15 protein-coding genes and 1 tRNA gene are annotated in these 17,064 nt (G+C 52.8%); 5 read left to right on the forward strand and 11 right to left on the reverse strand.

Going from position 1 to position 17,064, the window contains the following annotated elements; translation table 11 throughout:
• Positions 1–244 precede the first annotated feature (244 nt).
• The 5 genes from PLIM_RS21385 to PLIM_RS21405 all read left to right on the forward strand — a co-directional run bounded on the left by PLIM_RS21385 (position 245) and on the right by PLIM_RS21405 (position 5,813).
• Positions 245–1,132: a DUF58 domain-containing protein gene (locus PLIM_RS21385; protein WP_013112405.1), complete on the forward strand. Its 888-nt coding sequence runs from the start codon at positions 245–247 to the stop codon at positions 1,130–1,132.
• A gap of 131 nt (positions 1,133–1,263) precedes the next feature.
• On the forward strand, positions 1,264–1,473 hold the full coding sequence (hemP, locus tag PLIM_RS24910; RefSeq protein ID WP_013112406.1) for a hemin uptake protein HemP: 210 nt from the start codon (positions 1,264–1,266) through the stop codon (positions 1,471–1,473).
• Between the two features lie 266 nt (positions 1,474–1,739).
• Positions 1,740–2,342 (forward strand): hypothetical protein, encoded by a 603-nt coding sequence (locus PLIM_RS21395; protein WP_013112407.1) that lies wholly within the window; start codon positions 1,740–1,742, stop codon positions 2,340–2,342.
• A 288-nt stretch (positions 2,343–2,630) separates the two neighbouring features.
• Complete coding sequence (locus PLIM_RS21400; protein WP_013112408.1) at positions 2,631–4,517, forward strand: polysaccharide biosynthesis protein; 1,887 nt, start codon at positions 2,631–2,633, stop codon at positions 4,515–4,517.
• A 174-nt stretch (positions 4,518–4,691) separates the two neighbouring features.
• The gene (locus tag PLIM_RS21405; RefSeq protein WP_013112409.1) at positions 4,692–5,813 is read left to right on the forward strand and encodes an FHA domain-containing protein; all 1,122 of its coding nucleotides are present in this window, start codon (positions 4,692–4,694) and stop codon (positions 5,811–5,813) included.
• Here the strand turns inward: PLIM_RS21405 and smpB are convergent.
• The 11 genes from smpB to PLIM_RS23425 form a co-directional block, all read right to left on the reverse strand.
• Positions 5,761–6,243, reverse strand: coding sequence for an SsrA-binding protein SmpB (gene smpB / locus PLIM_RS21410; protein WP_013112410.1), 483 nt, complete (start codon positions 6,241–6,243; stop codon positions 5,761–5,763). The genes PLIM_RS21405 and smpB overlap by 53 nt on opposite strands.
• 102 nt (positions 6,244–6,345) lie before the next feature.
• The gene (gene ftsY, locus PLIM_RS21415; RefSeq protein WP_013112411.1) at positions 6,346–7,287 is read right to left on the reverse strand and encodes a signal recognition particle-docking protein FtsY; all 942 of its coding nucleotides are present in this window, start codon (positions 7,285–7,287) and stop codon (positions 6,346–6,348) included.
• Positions 7,288–7,761: 474 nt separating this feature from the next.
• Positions 7,762–7,834 (reverse strand) — tRNA-Ala (locus PLIM_RS21425).
• 360 nt (positions 7,835–8,194) lie between these two features.
• Positions 8,195–8,716: a hypothetical protein gene (locus PLIM_RS21430; RefSeq protein ID WP_013112412.1), complete on the reverse strand. Its 522-nt coding sequence runs from the start codon at positions 8,714–8,716 to the stop codon at positions 8,195–8,197.
• 104 nt (positions 8,717–8,820) lie between these two features.
• Positions 8,821–9,867 carry a hypothetical protein gene (locus tag PLIM_RS21435; RefSeq protein WP_013112413.1) on the reverse strand — a complete coding sequence of 349 codons (1,047 nt, stop codon included), beginning with the start codon at positions 9,865–9,867 and terminating at the stop codon, positions 8,821–8,823.
• Positions 9,868–10,033: 166 nt separating this feature from the next.
• Positions 10,034–10,642, reverse strand: a complete 609-nt coding sequence (locus PLIM_RS21440) for a hypothetical protein (protein WP_013112414.1) — start codon at positions 10,640–10,642, stop codon at positions 10,034–10,036.
• Positions 10,643–10,834: 192 nt separating this feature from the next.
• Positions 10,835–11,446, reverse strand: coding sequence for a hypothetical protein (locus PLIM_RS21445; RefSeq protein ID WP_013112415.1), 612 nt, complete (start codon positions 11,444–11,446; stop codon positions 10,835–10,837).
• A gap of 302 nt (positions 11,447–11,748) precedes the next feature.
• Entirely contained in the window at positions 11,749–12,348 is a 600-nt protein-coding gene (locus tag PLIM_RS21450) for a hypothetical protein (protein WP_148227219.1), read from the reverse strand.
• A gap of 91 nt (positions 12,349–12,439) precedes the next feature.
• Complete coding sequence (locus PLIM_RS21455; protein ID WP_013112417.1) at positions 12,440–13,549, reverse strand: hypothetical protein; 1,110 nt, start codon at positions 13,547–13,549, stop codon at positions 12,440–12,442.
• 87 nt (positions 13,550–13,636) lie between these two features.
• Positions 13,637–14,329 (reverse strand): hypothetical protein, encoded by a 693-nt coding sequence (locus tag PLIM_RS21460; RefSeq protein WP_013112418.1) that lies wholly within the window; start codon positions 14,327–14,329, stop codon positions 13,637–13,639.
• Positions 14,330–14,331: 2 nt separating this feature from the next.
• Positions 14,332–16,875 (reverse strand): glycosyltransferase, encoded by a 2,544-nt coding sequence (locus PLIM_RS23425; RefSeq protein ID WP_013112419.1) that lies wholly within the window; start codon positions 16,873–16,875, stop codon positions 14,332–14,334.
• Positions 16,876–17,064 lie beyond the last annotated feature (189 nt).

Below are 17,064 nucleotides of genomic sequence, written 5' to 3' on the forward strand. Positions count from 1 at the left end.
GCCGATGCTCCGTAACAGATTCTTTTCCCATTCGGCTGAAAACAGCGTTGTGAATGGGTTTCGTTGAACTGGGCAGATCACCTGCTTCAACTCGGGAGAGAAATCCCAGTTGAGGCAAGGTGTTCCGGCAGGCGACAATCACCTGCTGATGTCTGAAACCTCAGTTTAAGCATTGCCGAACGAAAGCGGTATTGTCAGGCTGAAGTGAACGTGTTTTCCCGGTTTGGCAGAAGGAGTTCAGTGCGTGCTCGATCTCTCGGTCGTTGAACGGCTTGGTACACTCGAACTGCAAGTGCGTGCTGTGGTTGACAGCCTGGCTCAGGGGAGGCATGCGAGTTCCTCTCGCGGATTTTCCATCGAATTCGCCCAGTATCGCGAATATACGCCCGGCGATGATCTGCGGTATGTGGATTGGAAAGTCTTTGGCAAGTCCGACCGGCTGTATGTCAAACAATTTGATGATGAAACCAGCTTTGGCTGTCAGATTCTGATCGATTCCAGTGAATCGATGGCTTTTCGTTCTCCGGCAGTGCCGTGCAGTAAGTTTGAATATGCTCGGCTCCTGGGTGCTTCGCTGGGATTGGTGATTCTCCAGCAGCAGGATCATGTGAAACTCCATGTGCTGGCTGAGTCTGCCGCACAAGCGGGCGGCTTTGCCAGGAGTTGGCCCGCGTATCGCCAGATGCTGGCCGAAATTGAACAGATTCAACCCGAGGGGAAGGGGAACCCTGGTCAATGCCTCATTTCGCTGGGGAATCAGAATCGACGTCGAGCCGTCATGGTGATTGTGACCGATGGGCTGAGTGATCTTCAGGAATTGATCTCCGGCCTGCGTCAATTGCGCTATGGCCGGCACGATGTCCTCCTGCTGCAAGTGATGGATCGCTGGGAGAGAACCTTTCCGATGACGGGTTGGACGCAGTTTATCGGACTGGAAGAGTGGCCCGATCGCACGACCAATGCGCCATCGATTCGCGAAGGCTATCTGGCGGAGTACCAGTCATTCCAGCAGCAGTTGAACTCGGCCTGCCATGAAATGAAGATCGATTTCTTCCCGATTTCGACCGATATGTCGCTGGATCAGGTGTTGCGATCCGTGTTGCAAAGGAATCCAGAACTCCTTCCTCAGTAGTCTTTTACAGAGTTTAATGCCGTTGATTGTTCTACAAATTGGCAAGAAACCTCTTCTCGTAATTGACACTGAGTCTCAATGTCAGCATTATACTTGTGGAGACGTACTTCACTGGACCATTGAGTCGGGAAATGCCTGAGCTAAACCCATCCTCGGAACCTAGCCACCAGAATGCAGCGGGCGAGAGTCTCGAAACTCGCACCAATTTCACTTCCGGTACGACTTCTGCCGTCGACTCATCCAGTTTGATGAAGGGGCAAAAAGAGCTCCTTATCAATCATCTGGGCGAAATTTACCGCCTCCGAATCACACGAAACGGAAAGTTGATTCTTCACAAGTAGCAGCGGGGCTGCCTTCCAGATCCACGCGTTATCGGGCTGAAGCGCATCCTCCACCGCTTTGTACCCGTCAGATTTTCTGCCACAAATCTGCAGAACTTCTTCATGGGGAGCAAACTCGTCATGACGCAAACCGCGTCAGACGACTAAAATTCAACTGTCACCAGAAACGCAGATATTTCTGGCAGTGATCCTGCCATCCTCGTTTCTGATCGCTCGCCCCGACTTTGCCCGGGGAACACAGGCAGTTGACGAAGGATCGGTCAAAAATGTCTTCCGGAGCTTTACCCCCAAGTTCAGCAACACATCCGACGAGCAGTTCCTCCATCACTTCTCCGGGAGAATTGCTGAAACAGGAACTGTTGCTGCAGCAGGGTGGGCCCTACTCTCCCGCGATACCAATCTCGATCTCGTGGACAATCCCGGATGTCAGCCAAAACTCCACCCCGGCAACTCCACCCCGTGACATTTCCATCACAGCCCAGGTGATTGCCTCTCAGCCTTTTGGCTGCGCGCTGGAAGAAATCGAACTTCAGGCCAGTCATCTCACCAATGCCTCGATGGACGTGTTGAAGAAATGGGCCAATGCTCTCTGCCAGAAAGTGACCTATCTGCTCGAAAGTCTGGGGCCTCTGGAATTCGATCAGGATGGTCAGGAAGTCCTGATTCGATCAATCCCTCCCAGTTCGCTCACTTCGGCCAAGCGATACTACGAGATTCGACTGACAACACTCGGCCAAGGACGTTTTATTCTCGGTCGATACGAGGCTGTTCCGGGGCAATCCCGTTCGCGACAACCGCTGGAACTCGGGATCGAGCAGATTGTTCGTCTGGGAAACGATCTTGTCGCCACGCTCCCTGAATCTGCCTGAAGACCCAATCGAGCGATTGTTTCACGATAATGCCCCGCGTTGTGTGGACTGCTCAGTTTTTTACGGCTTAACGGCATTTCCTGAGTCGATCTATTCACTTGAGCACAGGATCGTTGCCTCGTGTAACGAAACAGTCTCGACAGGCTGTTCACAATCAACTAACACTTCCGCTCGTCAAGCCGGTTTCATGATGAACCACCGGCAGAAATGTCCAGATTTCACCCCACGAACACAGCATGGATGCTGTCTGAAGCCATCAGGCGACAGACATCGTGAGGAACCGTTCGTATGCCATTTCGACAACTGATCATTCCACCGATCTACATTATCCTGTACGGATTCACATATCTTCTGGCCTACTCTCTGCGCTTCGATTTCGAAGTTCCCAGTGAGGTCTGGGGGAGATTTCTAGCCACTTTTCCACTGGTGATTGCCACCAAGTCGCTGGTGAATCTATTGACTCGTCAATGGCGCAGGAAGCACCGTTACACCTCGCTGGTTGATGTCATCTACGTCACCGGAGATGCCTTTTTTGCAGCGACATTACTTTTGGCCATCAATGCCTTTCTGCCCTCGGGAATCGTGATTCCGCGATCGATTGTGTTGATCGATCTGATGCTCACAGTTCTGGCAATTGCCGGCCTGCGTTCGATGATTCGCAGCTATTGTGAGGTGATTCATCCTAAGCTCCACCGCAGGCTGGGTGGTATGTCGCAACTGACTCCACGCCGGGCTTTGATCTACGGTGCAGATGCCAGTGCAGTGGCAATTTTCCGCGCACTCAAAAGCGGCAACGAAGAGTATCGCATCTGTGGTTTTATCGATCCTGAAGGTTTCTCTCAGTCGAGCATTATTGGCGAAGCCGAAGTCTTCAGTGGCCAGATCGATCTTGCAAAAATCGCTAAAAAAGTCCGAGCGGAAATGTTGCTCATACCGGCATCGACGCCCGGGCGAATCGTGCGAGAGTTACTCGTGCAATGTGATGACCAACATCTTCTGGCCCATGTGATCCCGGGTGTCGATGAAATCGTCAATGGACGCATTCGGCTGGCGACGCGGGAAGTGACCATCTCCGACCTGTTACGCCGCGAACCGACAAAGCTCGATTTTGAAAGTATGCGGAGTTACATCTCTCGTCGCCGTGTGCTGGTCACGGGAGCTGCGGGAAGTATTGGCTCAGAGCTGTGCCGACAAATTCTGGCTCTGAATCCGGAAAGTCTGATTCTGCTCGATCAATCCGAGCCTGGCATTTTTGCCATGGAACAGGAGTTCCAGACGCGTACGACGGGTGGCACTCGACTGGTTTACGAGATCGCCGATATGCGCGATCAACCCACGCTCGAACAGATCTTCGATACCTACAAGCCCCAACTGGTTTTCCATGCAGCGGCATATAAGCATGTTCCTCTTATGGAAGCCAATCCGCAGGAAGCGATCCGTAACAACATCTTCGGTACAAAGGCACTGGTCGATGCTGCTGATCAATTTGGCGTGGATCGCTTTGTGTTGATTTCGACCGATAAAGCTGTGCGTCCCACCAACATCATGGGCTCTACAAAACTCTTTGCCGAGAAATATCTGCAGGCGACTGCCCAGAAATCCAAAACCGAATTCATGACGGTTCGCTTCGGGAATGTGCTCAACTCGGCTGGCAGTGTGGTACCGACATTCCGCCGACAGATTCTCGAAGGTGGCCCGATCACTGTCACGCATCCCGAGATGGTGCGGTTCTTCATGACGATTCCTGAAGCCGTTCAACTCGTGCTGCAGGCAGGGGCCATCGGACAAACCGGCGGCGTCATGATTCTGGATATGGGCGACCCGGTGAAAATTCTCGATCTGGCCCGCGATATGATCTATCTTTCCGGGCTCAAGTACCCGGACGATATCGACATTGTCTTTACTGGTCTTAGACCCGGCGAAAAGCTCTACGAAGAACTCTTCTATGAATCCGAAGTCTCGGCCGAGAAGATCCACGAAAAGATTTTCATGGCCCACCGGGCTCCGATTTCACCTCGTCTGGTGAAGGAAGCTCTCGCTCGTCTGCAGTCAGCCGTCGAACTTTCCCGGGAAGCTGCCGCTGCGACTTTGCGTGAGATCACGGCTGAGTTCGTGGCAATTGATGAGGGGACATCTTCCGAGCACATCAGCCAGCCCACTCGCAAAGCGGCTTAAAGCCTGTTCAGAGGCGAAAGTTCTCTGTTGATCAGCGAATTCCTGTTTGACTTCGGCTTGTTCCGTGGTGGAAGATCATTTCCTGGAATACCGGCAAGGCGAGATTGCGCTGACGACCGGTTGACCGACGATGGGTTGACCAGGGATAAACTTCGGGACGGGCGGGAATTGAAGATGGTTACGGAGCGGAGGAATCGCCGCCGTCATTTTCTGTTGAGGGGTTGGCATCGCCTGCAGATTGAAAACAGGCTTCAGGTGCGTTCATCCCGCCTGCTCAAGAACTTCAGGTCGTCCGTTGAAAGACCCCAGAAAGTCGTTTCACGGGCACGGATTTCAGGCGCTTACTGGCATCCCAACTGGCCAGGTTCGGTCACTCTCACTATTCGTGGTCGAGACTCTTTCGCCTGCGATGCCTCGATCGATGTCATGATCGAGAGACCGTTTGCCTGGATCGGCACTTCGGTTCAATCGGATATTCGACTCGTCGATGAAGCTCGTGCTCACTTTGAGAACCTGATTGTCTGGACATCCGCCGGTGTGGCACTTTTCGAATTTCGCCCACAGCCTTCAAAAGGTCTTGATCAATCGGCTCCCACACTGACACAGCATTGGTTGTCACCCCGCTGGTGGCAAACTCGGGCCAGCCACCCGTGTGGCCGCATGGAATTGCTGTTCCCATTCCTGAAAAAATCAGTCCCTGTTCCCGCATTGAATTCTCTTGACATCAAGGCCATAAAAACCTCTGTGGATCGTTCGTTCCTCAAGAGTGGCCCCAGACTCGCATTCGTGCTTTGCAACTCCCGTATGAATCCAGCGAGTTCAACCAGCCCCGGTTCTCAAAACGACAATTCATCGACATCGCACGCCGACACTTTCGTTATCAACAAACACCTGACGATTGTCGGGAGTGATCCACAGTGCGACTGGCAGCTCCCTTGCTCTGCTCGAACGACGCCCATGGCTCATTTTCTGAGTCCGTGGCAAGCCCTGATCATTCGGGATGCGTCGGCATTGGGAATTGTCTCACTGAACCATCTGGCCCCAGTGCATGTGAATGGAGAGGCTTGCCATGCCGCCTTGCTGGAAGTTGGCGATCTGGTCTCATTCGGTGGACGCACAACCTATGAAGTGGTCGTGAATCCCGAAGCGATGTCACCAGAAGCATTGGTAGCAGACGACATCACAGGTTCGATGGATTTAGAGGCTGGGAAGGCGATCTCGCTACCAGTCTCATCACAGAATCTCAGCCCCGCCGAGTCACCTGCCGGATCTCTCGACGAGCATCCTGTGCCTTAAGCTTCTCCCGCTTGTCGTGCAGCTTGCGCCCTTTGGCGAGTGCAATTTTGATTTTGACGAACCCTCTTTGCAGATACATTTCCAGCGGCACAATCGTAATGGATCGTTCGCTGGTTCTGCCGCAAAACTTCTTCAGTTCCCGCCGGTGTGCCAGCAGCTTTCGCGTTCGCTTCGTTTCATGATTCAGCCATGAAGCCTGAGGGTATTCGTTGATATCGCAGCCGACCAGATACAACTCGCCGTCCTGGACTCGCACCCAGGCTTCTTCAATCGATACCTTCCCGGCACGAATACTTTTAACTTCACTTCCCATTAAAACGATGCCGCAATCCAACTGATCCATCAGTTCGTATTCATGCCGCGCACGACGATTCCGGCAGACCGAGATATTGTTCGGCTTATCGTCTTCTGGTTTTGATTTTGCAGCCATCTGACTTAACCTGACCTGGCTTCAATACTCGCCAGCACCAACGTCTTCACTTCAGAGTGTTCTGGGGTGAAAACGTATCGAACCTTTGCCAACACCAGGCACCTATTCTGCAAACAACGCTTCCGCGAACTGATCGGGATCAAAAACTTCCAGATCATCAATTGCTTCACCGACTCCCACATATTTAACGGGAATACCCATCTGCTGTCGAATGGCGACAGCCACACCACCACGGGCTGTCCCGTCGAGTTTGCTGAGAATAAGGCCCGTCGTGCTGACAGCTTTCGAGAAGGCCTGGGCCTGATTGAGTCCATTTTGACCTGTCGTCGCATCGATCACCAGGAGGGATTCATGTGGCGCATCAGGAATCTGTTTGGCAATCACCCGGCGAATCTTCTCCAGTTCCTGCATCAGGTTCTGCTGATTGTGCAGTCGTCCTGCTGTATCGATAATCAGGACATCGACACCCGCTTTGACGGCGGCTTCACAACCGGCAAAGGCCACAGCCGCTGGATCTGTTCCGGCTGGTTTGGTGACAATGTCACAGCCCAGCCTCTGGCTCCAGAGTGTCAACTGCTCGACGGCGGCTGCTCGAAAAGTGTCTCCTGCGGCCAGTAACACGGTTTTCCCTTGCGAAGTTAGCAGCCGGGCCAGTTTGGCAATGGTGGTTGTCTTCCCGGTTCCATTCACACCGGCTACAAGAATGACCGTTGGTCGGCTTTCTGAAAAATTCAGCGGCGAAAGTGGCTGTTCCGGATCGTAAGTTGTTGTAGAAGTCCCCTTGAGTATCGATTTGACGGTCGCTCGCACTGTGGCCCACAGTTCATCGACTTTCATCGTGCGGCCCAGATGCTCCTGCCTCAGATCACTCACAATCCGCGTAGTGGCAGCCACCCCCATATCGGTCTGAATCAGTCGGGCTTCGAACTGCTCAAGATGTTTCTCAGACAGAATCTCTCCCGATTTGAAGAGATCGCGAATATCTGTCCGCAGTAGCTGAGATGTCTTTTTCAGCCCGGCTTTTAGCTTGTCGAAGAAACCCATAACCCCAATTCCTTGCCAGAGCCGCTGCAGCGCACTCCTGGCGAACATCGCGACATTGGCGAAACATTCTGATTAGTTCTCAAGACCGGTTCAGCTCACTCGACCGGTAAGTTCTGATTTCATCGGCATCGTAACAGATCTGCTCCCGAGCGCCACGCGCTGGCCAGAACTTACCGACCGGTCGTTAACAGAAAACTGGCCTGACGAGTTTCAGACTTTGAAAAACATCAATGTGCCATGCTTGCAGCTCTGGGCAAGCATGATTTGGCAACCAGGTGTTACTGCCTCGGAAACTTCTCAGAAATTCAGACTCTGAGAGATTACCACAGATGGTGGCCACCGAATGACAAACGACTCGCGCCTTGGGTTCGCAGCAGCAGCTGACAATCAGCGAGAACATTTCCTGTTGAATTCAGGCGTGAACTTACTGAAGGCCGGGCATGAGCCGGCCTTAATTTTCAGGAACAATTTGAATGGAGCGGAGGGGAGTCGAACCCCCGACCTCAGCATTGCGAACGCTGCGCTCTCCCAACTGAGCTACCGCCCCGATCTCGCATGAATGAATTTTATCTGGTTCGATCATCGGCGGAAAGGCTCTACCCGGTTTTGTTACCCAGCACCTTTTGTTGAGTGGAGTTTGACGCTGAAGGGGATGACCGGAGGTGAGAGATGTTCCAGGCAGGAGCCGGTGATGGTGATGTCGTCTTCATCGCCCACGAAGCAGGTCTCGGGGGCGGAGATGCCGCTGACAGCACACTGGCAGGGTTCTGGAGACGGTTCGGGACTGGGCTCGGGGCTGGGTTCAATTGATCTTTGTGGAAACACAGATAGCCCGCGACACTCCCTGTTTCGGGCCTGGTCGGGGGCTATCTTGAGCTGTTACTTGAAGAACAGAAGCATGCCACTATCAGAGATGCATGAGATAGACGATGTTTTTGTCGATATCAACGGCGATCTGAAGTCCAGTGTGATCCTCGTAGTATTTGCCGTTCTTGATTTGATCGACACTCTGCAGGAGCCTGCCGAATGCTTTTGTCGACTTTCTCGCAGTTATCGACATGGTTGAGGGTGGAGGGCTGGTGGGTTTGGACGGCCAGTTCTTATACTTCATATTCATATCGGGATGAAATTCCATGAGATCTCCGAACTTTTCGATATCAGCTTTCTCCGCCTTGAAAATGAGGAATTTGTCCACATCCTGGAAGCCATAGGTGTGGAAAGAGATTTCCGTGGCTGATGTCGGCACTCCGACATTCCGGGTGATCTGGAGTATCTTCTGATAACAGGGGTGTTTCACTGCTTCCTGATAGGAGACCTTCCAAAGATCCGTTCTGTCCGTCTCGATGGAACACCCGCATGGCAACAGCACCAGACACATGATCAGAAAACAGCGGATATCCATGGATCTCAAGATGTTCCAAGTATTCATGGAATGTTCCTTAATAGGCTGCCAGTAGAATCGTTGGGTGGATGTCAGTGAACATTATTGTCATACCACACATCGAATGATCGTTTATCTCTGATTACATATAATTAATGCTTCAGCTCATTTAGGTAATTTTCCAGTAACAACTGCTCCCGCTTCAATTCCGCCTTCTCGACGGGCAACCTCCACTGGAATTCGCACGTGGAGGCGATCCTCTTGTCTTGGCGGCCCCCGTCGATTCCGTATTCGCCCGCAAGGATCATTCGATAGGCTATAGGTCGGCTGCAATCGAAGATCCTGCCGAGGGGCAACGTCAGACGATGCGTGGTCTTGGCGGGGATGAGGATCGTCGTTAAGCCCGCTTCGTCCTTTAGGCTTTTCCCGAAGCGGGTTTTCACCACCGCGTGGAGTTCCTTCTCGGGGGTATAGGCAAGTGATCCGTTCGGGAACGCCGTCACGACCTGGAGTGAGGTGATCTTGAACTGTATCGGTTGGGCCGACTTGTTTTCGATGGAGATCCGCGTGGCGAAGTCTGGTGGGGTCTCCGTCTCGCCGGTGGAAGTAGCAATATTCCCGGTGATCTCCAGATCGAGATTGCCTGTCTTCCAGGAGACTGCCGATTCGGAGGGCTGCGTCTCCTCAGCCGGACGCGTTTCTACGATCGTGAAAGGGATATTGACAATCCTGGTGCCGCAATCGATGTCGACCGAGTACTTTCCGCTGGCGGTCAAATCATGGCGCTCGTTCAACAGGGCGGTTCTTGTGAAGGCCTTGAGGTGCGGGTCGAAGGTGTCGGCGAACTCGAAATCGCGGATTCCTAACTTGGGATTCCACACGTTTGATATGAGAAAATCGTGGAGCGCAACATGAGGAATCGACGTGCCATTCTCCCCCTTTACGGTGAATCGGAAGAGCTGATGTTGCCATTGGCCTTGAATGGCTTTGGCTTGAGGTGTGCGGCGATAATGAATTGTGACCTTAACCGGTTCGCCAGCGAGATACTCCCGGCCTCTTTTCGGAGAAGCGATGTGGATCTCGTATCCATTCTCCGTGGCGATCCATTCTGGGGCAGGCGCGGCTACTTGATTGGATTGGGCTTGAGCACGAATGGAACCGATCAAGGCAAGTAATATCATCGCGACGAACATCCGCATGGCTGTCACCTTCGTGGGTTCAATCTCCGATCATCATTCCTGAAATTCTTCAATGCAGAAACTTACTTGGCAAACATTTTGAAAAGAAAACCGCCTTTACTCGTCTAACGGCTCATATTTCGTTTCACTGGGCAATAGGGATGTGGGTGACCGCGTGACCACCAAATCAACCTTGAATTGATGGAGTCTTTCCAACTCCTTCCAGGCATTTTTTTCGGGCGAGTTGAGCGCTTTCCGCCTTATCACCCTCTGTCTTCTGGAGAATCAGGATCTGCTCCCTCACCTCTGGAAACCGCTCTCGAAGCATTCCCTCAAGAAGCGTTCGATGTCTATGATATGCCGATGATTCAAAGCTGACCCATTCGACGGCGGGCCATGTCATCACTTCCAGAAGATCCGCATATGGGATGTAGCTACAGGAGTCTGAAAGCATATAGACGCGCAGCACTCTGTCCTTGTTGGGAAAATTCTGGATCAGTTGGCTGGGCTCAAGGCAACCCGGCTTCGAACTATCTCCTGTTCGATCGTAATAGAGAGTTAGTCGTTCGATGCGAGACCCTGACAGTTGTTGAATGGGGCTCCGCCATGCCTTGCTGTCGATCAATGGCCAGTCCACATCACCATTGATCGAGCTGAACGACCATTGCTTGAGATACTCTCTGGTCATCCGGTAGCGGCCGTAGGAATCGATGACGGAATAGCTGAACGACAACAGCAGGAGACAGGCAAGCGATGCCAGAGTAATCCATATCCATCGTTTCCGATTTCGTGACATCGCACACCTGCCTTTTTGAAAGTAAAGAATCCATCAAGGTAGGACTTCTTCCGTTTCCACAATATCAAGAATTCGTCCAGACCACTCGGGCACATCGGGCGTCATGGCCAGCGCGGGGGAGACCGATCCATTCGGTTGGGAGGGGCAGTCGGCCCGGGGACGCGGCAATACTCCGCGTTCAATAAACAAGGCTCACATTGACAAAGGATCTTTTCGCTTCTTCGCGATAGTTCCAAGTTCTTGCCAAAGCAGCTCGACATACTTTTTAAGATTACGGCCATGCCTTTCGTTTATCTGTGCCTGTTCAATCGAAAACAAAATAGAAATCACGCGTTCAAACTCCTCGCCAGGAACATTTTGCAAACATCCGTCGCTTTCGATCGTGACCTTGTTGTGCGGCCATTTGGTCAGATGGAAAAAGACGGCGGGGATCTCGGACTGTTCGACAGATCCAGACAACACAGTGTGAGTCACGCCATTTTTCAGAGGGAAGCTGTCGATGATTGGCAGAACCCGTACCACCCGTTCAATCCCCGTGTAGGGCAACTCCGGTTCGACGAAGAAATCCACTTCGGTTGGATTGGTGTCGAACCATGCCACGAATTGTAAGGGAAGTTGCTGCCGCAGTGCGGCTGGCAGATAGCTCCCCTGTTTAGTGGTGACATGTAAACCATTTTGGCGAGACGTGTGAATGTATCTCCATAGGACAGCCCGTTCATACGTTTGCTTGACGATCAAGACAAGTGCCACCAGAAACAGTCCTGTCACCACGTACCGCATGATATGATCACGGGAAGTCGTCATGGCGAGTCCTCAGTTTTAGTTCGCGAGCTGAACGACCATTGCTTGAGATACTCTCTGGTCATTCGGTAGCGGCCGTAGGAATCAATGACGGAATAGCAGAACGACAACAGCAGGAGACAGGCAAGCGATGCCAGAGTGATCCATATCCATCGTTTCCGATTCCCTGACATCGCACACCTGTGTTTTCTTGAATAAAGCAATGGCTCAAGGCAAAAGTCTTTTGATCTGCACAGTATTTAGAATCCATTAAGAAGCTTGGATAATCTTGTAAATCGACAAGCTGCCTGCGATTGTCCTCTCGGTTAGAACTCAGTTCTCGCTGGGGGAGAGTTTAATTCGATGTATCTTCTCACCTCTCGATGTGCTTCGGCTAAGGAGTCGTTAGAGGCTTTTGAATTCATGACATTCAGCAGGCGCTCCCTGAGGCCGGGGAAATGTTCGCGGGAAAGGTTCTCTCCTGGGAAAAAAAGTGCATTGCACCGGAATGATTCGAGATTGGGCCAACCCAATACCTCCACGATGTCGGCGTAGGGCAGATTGCCGGTCGGAAACGCGATCTCCACATGCGTCACAAGCGACTTTTCCGGGAAGTTGTGAATCGAATGACTGGGCTGTTGATACCCCGGAAATGCATAGCTGCTTGTCAAACTTGATTGCGATGGCGAAATATCTGCATACGAGATTAATAGTTCGTCACACATACGAGTATCACCCAAGATCGCCAGCGTGGTATCCTGGAACTGGCCGATCCGTGTCCTTTTCTGGGGTAACAACTTGCGCGCATCGTAAATTAAACAGATGTGGGGATCCGTCGACTGGTTGGTGGCGCAATGCCGCGCCACACGCAGACGGGCGAAAGTCTCGCGAACAGTCACCCACCCGATAATGACCAGTGTCAACACGAGGATCGTCGCGACTGTGAGGAGAATTCTAGTTTTCCGACTGAGGCGTTTAGATCCAAGCATGGTCGGTAGGTTCCTAGCTAGATGTATCTCAATCGGGGATAATTGTGGTGTTTTTCTCCACGACAGCGTCCAAGGCCCGACCATTCCAGAGTGGTAATGCTATTGGAGCGGAGATTCGAGGTGAATCCACCCGCTCGGGCTCCGCGAAAAAGTACACGCCCGACGGATTCTTGGCCACACGAGCATGCCATCCCCAGTGGACAACCTCAAGTGACACCCAGATGCTATCAGCGCCATCAGGTTGATACATTAAGTGAGTTGTGAATTGTTCATTCAAGGCAGAGAGATCAAGGGTGATACCACTGATCAGGAGTCCGGGCGAATCGGTAATTGTCAGGTTCCCGCAGTCGTTGTCATTTAGATGAAGTGATTTGTCTTGAAAATTCCATGCATTCGGAGTCTCCGGTTTTCGATCGAGAACAAACAGTCCTCCGGAATGCGTTCGTGTTGTTGTTAGTCGTGTGACACCAGAAAAGCTTTGTTGCGTTGTCGTCGATCGATCGAATCGTGTTTTTTGTAGGAACTGGAATGTTCCCGCCTGCCCGGCAGCGGTTTCACAAGACGCTGCGATAGTGATCCCTTTGGAGTTCTTGCCTAAAGTTACTTCGACATTGGTAAGTGTAATCTTCGGATTGTCTGTCGTTGAATTCGCGGTGATAACAACGTCGGGCGCTTCTACCGTGATCGAGGCGGATGAATTGTGCGTTCTGTCAGCAATTGTGACCTCGGCAGTCAACCGTCCATTCACGACTTTTCGGATCCAGCATGGCGAGATCGCCGCTGTTTGAAAATCTGAGTCAAAAAAGAGATGAACCACAGCTACTGTGTCAACAACATTATAACTCGAATTATGCGGGTGTTGAGTATTTGTCGGATTATAGGTGATTTTGTAATCCCGTACGAATGCACTAGGCAGATCCCATTCATTGGTAAACTCGACTTCGGGAGTCACCCGGCATTCGAGTTTGACGCGTTTGCCCACGACGGTCGAGAAGGAACCACCTGTGACATCCTGGTCGTTAGCGAAGATCTGGACTTTGTAGACTTTGATTTTCTTTTCGTCGGAGGACTGGCCGCAGGTGGCGGAGAGAGTGTGTTCGCCGGGAGTGGTCCACTTGACGCGGAGCTTGATGGCCACGATGTGGCCTTCGATTATTTAATGAGTGGATTTCAACACGGCTTCGCCTCCTCCTATTTAAGAGTACACAGCCGACTTATTCATTGATTATTTTTCTCCTTCGAGAGCCGAATGCTTTGCAAGAAATGAGCGAAGTTCCGAACGAGCTTGCTCTGCCTTGGTTGCGTCCGATTCGTCAATCAAAGTCAGTAAGAGATTTCTCAATACCAAGAAGTCGGGTTCGGATAGTTTAATCCTTGGGATTGAAGGCGCATGCAATTCGAAATTCTTAAGTCCAGGCCATGTCAACAACTCTGCCATATCTCGATAGGGAGGGTGACATGCCATAGATTCTATATGGACAGTCTTGACCTTTGATTTGGCCGGATAACCCCCGACGATACGGCTGACGGTATCGTAACCTGGCAATCTGACCAACGCTGGGCACGGTCCTGGTAGGATCAGTGTGGGATCATAGTTGAGCACAAGTTCTTGAACACAATGATTTGAAAAATCTTCTCGACTGGCCCGCAAGCCCACACGTTCGAGCAACCTCAGATGGAACGGCGTTGTCGTCATCTGTAATTGGGAACCATATCGACCACCAATCAGATGGGATTCGAGTTGATGGGAGTCGCTCAGGAATTGATCGGCCCTAGCCGCAACAAATGAAGGCTCTAACGTTTGCCAGATGAAATAGCCAGTAACGGTACTTCCAAGCAAAAAGATGGTGGCAAGGGTCGCGAAAAGTGATGTTTTGCGGAGAAATCTTCTTTGTCGAGTTCCGGTTTGGCTGGACATAATTATCTCGATGTTGTGACTGTGCTTCGTTCCAACGGTACGTCCAATGCTCGCATTGACCAAATTGGTAAGTCCACTGAATCTTCGACATTGATTGACTTGATGACGGGATTTCCGATGATGGCGAGTGAAAATGCCGGAACCCCTGAGGCCATTGCCGACCAGCCCCATGTGATGGTCTTGAGGGAAACCCAAATGCTATCCTCGCCATCGGGGCGATACATTAGACGAAGATCGAATGTTTCATCCGCAACGGATGCTGAGATAGCGGTTCTTAATGTCGTGATCTCGGGTGAATCGGTCATGGTGATCCCTCCTGCATCGATGTTGTTGAGATGCAAGGATCGATTCTGGAAATGCCAGGCGTCCTGGATTTCATCTTTCCGATCCAACACCCGCTCGGTCGTTCGCGTCCTCTCCGTCGAATCTCTGATTTGAGTTGCAAACTCTTGCCGACGTGTCACAGTTCGATCAAACGTAACTCTTTGCAGAAATCGAAATTCGCCGGCTCCGTCAGAACCCGTTGCACATAATGCCGAGACAGTGATACCTTTCGAGATTTTACCAAACTTCAGAACATTTTCGTCAACAAAAACTGGAGGTACGTCAGTAGTCGTTTGCGGGACGATGTTAACAATCGGCGCGCTGATTTCTGGTTTGGCACTCGCCGATTTACTCCGACCAGCAATAGTTACCATTACGCTGATTTCACCTCGAAATAGCGGCTTAATCCAATACAGTCGGATCGCGGGCAAGCAGGTCTCATTTTTTTCCTGAAACGTCTCGACAACACCGCTTGTATTCACGGATGTGTAGAGCCTGCCAAACCGATCTTGTTCACCAGTTGGTTTGTATAATATGCTGTATTTCTTGACGTAAATACCTGGAATTACCCACTCGTTCGTGAATTCCATCTTGGGGGTCACGCGGCATTCCAGTGCGATGGGTCTGCCGACGACTGTCGCGACCGATCCACCAGTCACATCCTGGCTATTGGCGAAGATCTGGACTTTATAGACTTTGACCGTGGTCGTGGCGGAGGACTGGCCGCAGGTGGCGGAGAGGGTGTGTTCGCCTGGGGTGATCCATTGGACGCGGAGTTTGATGGCGACGATGTGGCCTGCGGCGTTCTTTTCCGATGATAGAGGGATGAATTCGCCGCCGGGGATGTTGATGGAGAGACCGTCCAGACAGGTGCCGGTGATGGTGATGTCGTCTTCATCGCCCACGAAGCAGGTTTCGGGGGCGGAGATGCCGCTGACAGCACACTGGCAGGGTGCGGGAGACGGTTCCGGGGATGGTTCCGGGGATGGTTCTGGGCTGGGCCAGGGGCTGGGTTCAGAGCCGGTTGCTTCGCTGGTGGGGAGGGTCATGGCCAGGGCCATGAGTTGGGGTGGATTTGATTCGTGGCCGGGCCAGTCAAGCTGGAAGGTGTGGGCATAGTCGAGTTCATCCCGCAGGCGGCGGCTTTGAACCAGCGTACGCTCTGCCTGGAGACTGGCGAGGTGCTCGTGGAAGAGATCGAGGGCAGCACGCCAGAGGGGAGGGAGGTGATCGGTGGATGCGGGTGAAGGGAGGAATACACCCTCACCCCGGCCCTCTCCCGGCAGACCGGGCGAGGGAGTAAGAAGGGGTTCTCCCGGCAGGTCGGGCGCGGGAGCAAGAAGCTGTTCGAGTGTGAGGGGGGTGTTTCTGGCGAGCCACCGCTGGAGATGGTGGGGGGAGAAGTGTTTGGCCGCCAGGCGCAGTTTGTTGTGGAGGACGTGGGGAGCGGGGACTTCATAATGGTCGAAGGCCCGCTGGAAACGGTGGGCAACGCGGGAGAGGACATCCAGCTTGAGGCCATAGCCCAGACTCCAGGCCTTGAGTCCGAAGTCGATATCTTCGACGCCCCAGACCTTCATCCCCGTATCGAAGCCACCCAGTGCGAAGTAGGTTTCCCGAGAGACGGCCAGGACACAGCCAATGAGAGCGGGCTGATGATAGAGGCGGGTTTCCTCGTCGAGCTGCAGATTGGACAGCGGGAGCCAGCGGCAGGAAAGGTCGGCAAGATCGAGGCCATAGCCCAGTCCCGTGCGGCCGGGGATCACAGTGAAGGTCGATTCATCCAGCGCGGGGAGGGCGGGGGTGAGAAGATCGCGGCCCTGAGATGCCTCGACACCGGCCACCAGCCGCTCCAGAGCTCCAGGTTCGGGCAAGACGTGGGCATCGAGGAAGACCAGTACGCCTCCCCGCGCTAACTCGGCAGCGCGATGCTTGGCTGGGGAAGCCCCCTGGCGGGTTTCGAAGCGTTCGACCCGGAGAGGGAGTTCCGCCGAGTTCGGGAAGTTGGCAAGAGCGGCGGCGATGGAGCCATCGGTCGAGGCGTCATCGACGACAATGATCTCGCATAAGGCGTCACCGGGATTCGCTCTCTCGCTGTTGGTATCGCCGGGGAACGCGGGACTGGAGAGGCTCGTGGCGAGCAGCGAAGTGCGGACGGCATGGAATGTTCGGCTCAACAGGTGGGCTTCATTGTGGGCGGCGATACAGATCGAGAAACGCATGGGGCAATTCCTGAGACGAAGGACATCATGGGGCCGCAATGCGTCCCCTCATCTCAGCAGGAGTTGTTGCGCGGGGGTGAGGCAGCGAATGTCAAGAACCTGAAAGGAGGCTGGCGGTTGGCGTCTATAAAACGGCGAAGCTTACAGCGCACCAGATTCCGTTCGGATAGAGGGCTGCGCGAAAGTGGA

This window comes from Planctopirus limnophila DSM 3776 (genome assembly GCF_000092105.1).
Classification (GTDB): domain Bacteria; phylum Planctomycetota; class Planctomycetia; order Planctomycetales; family Planctomycetaceae; genus Planctopirus; species Planctopirus limnophila.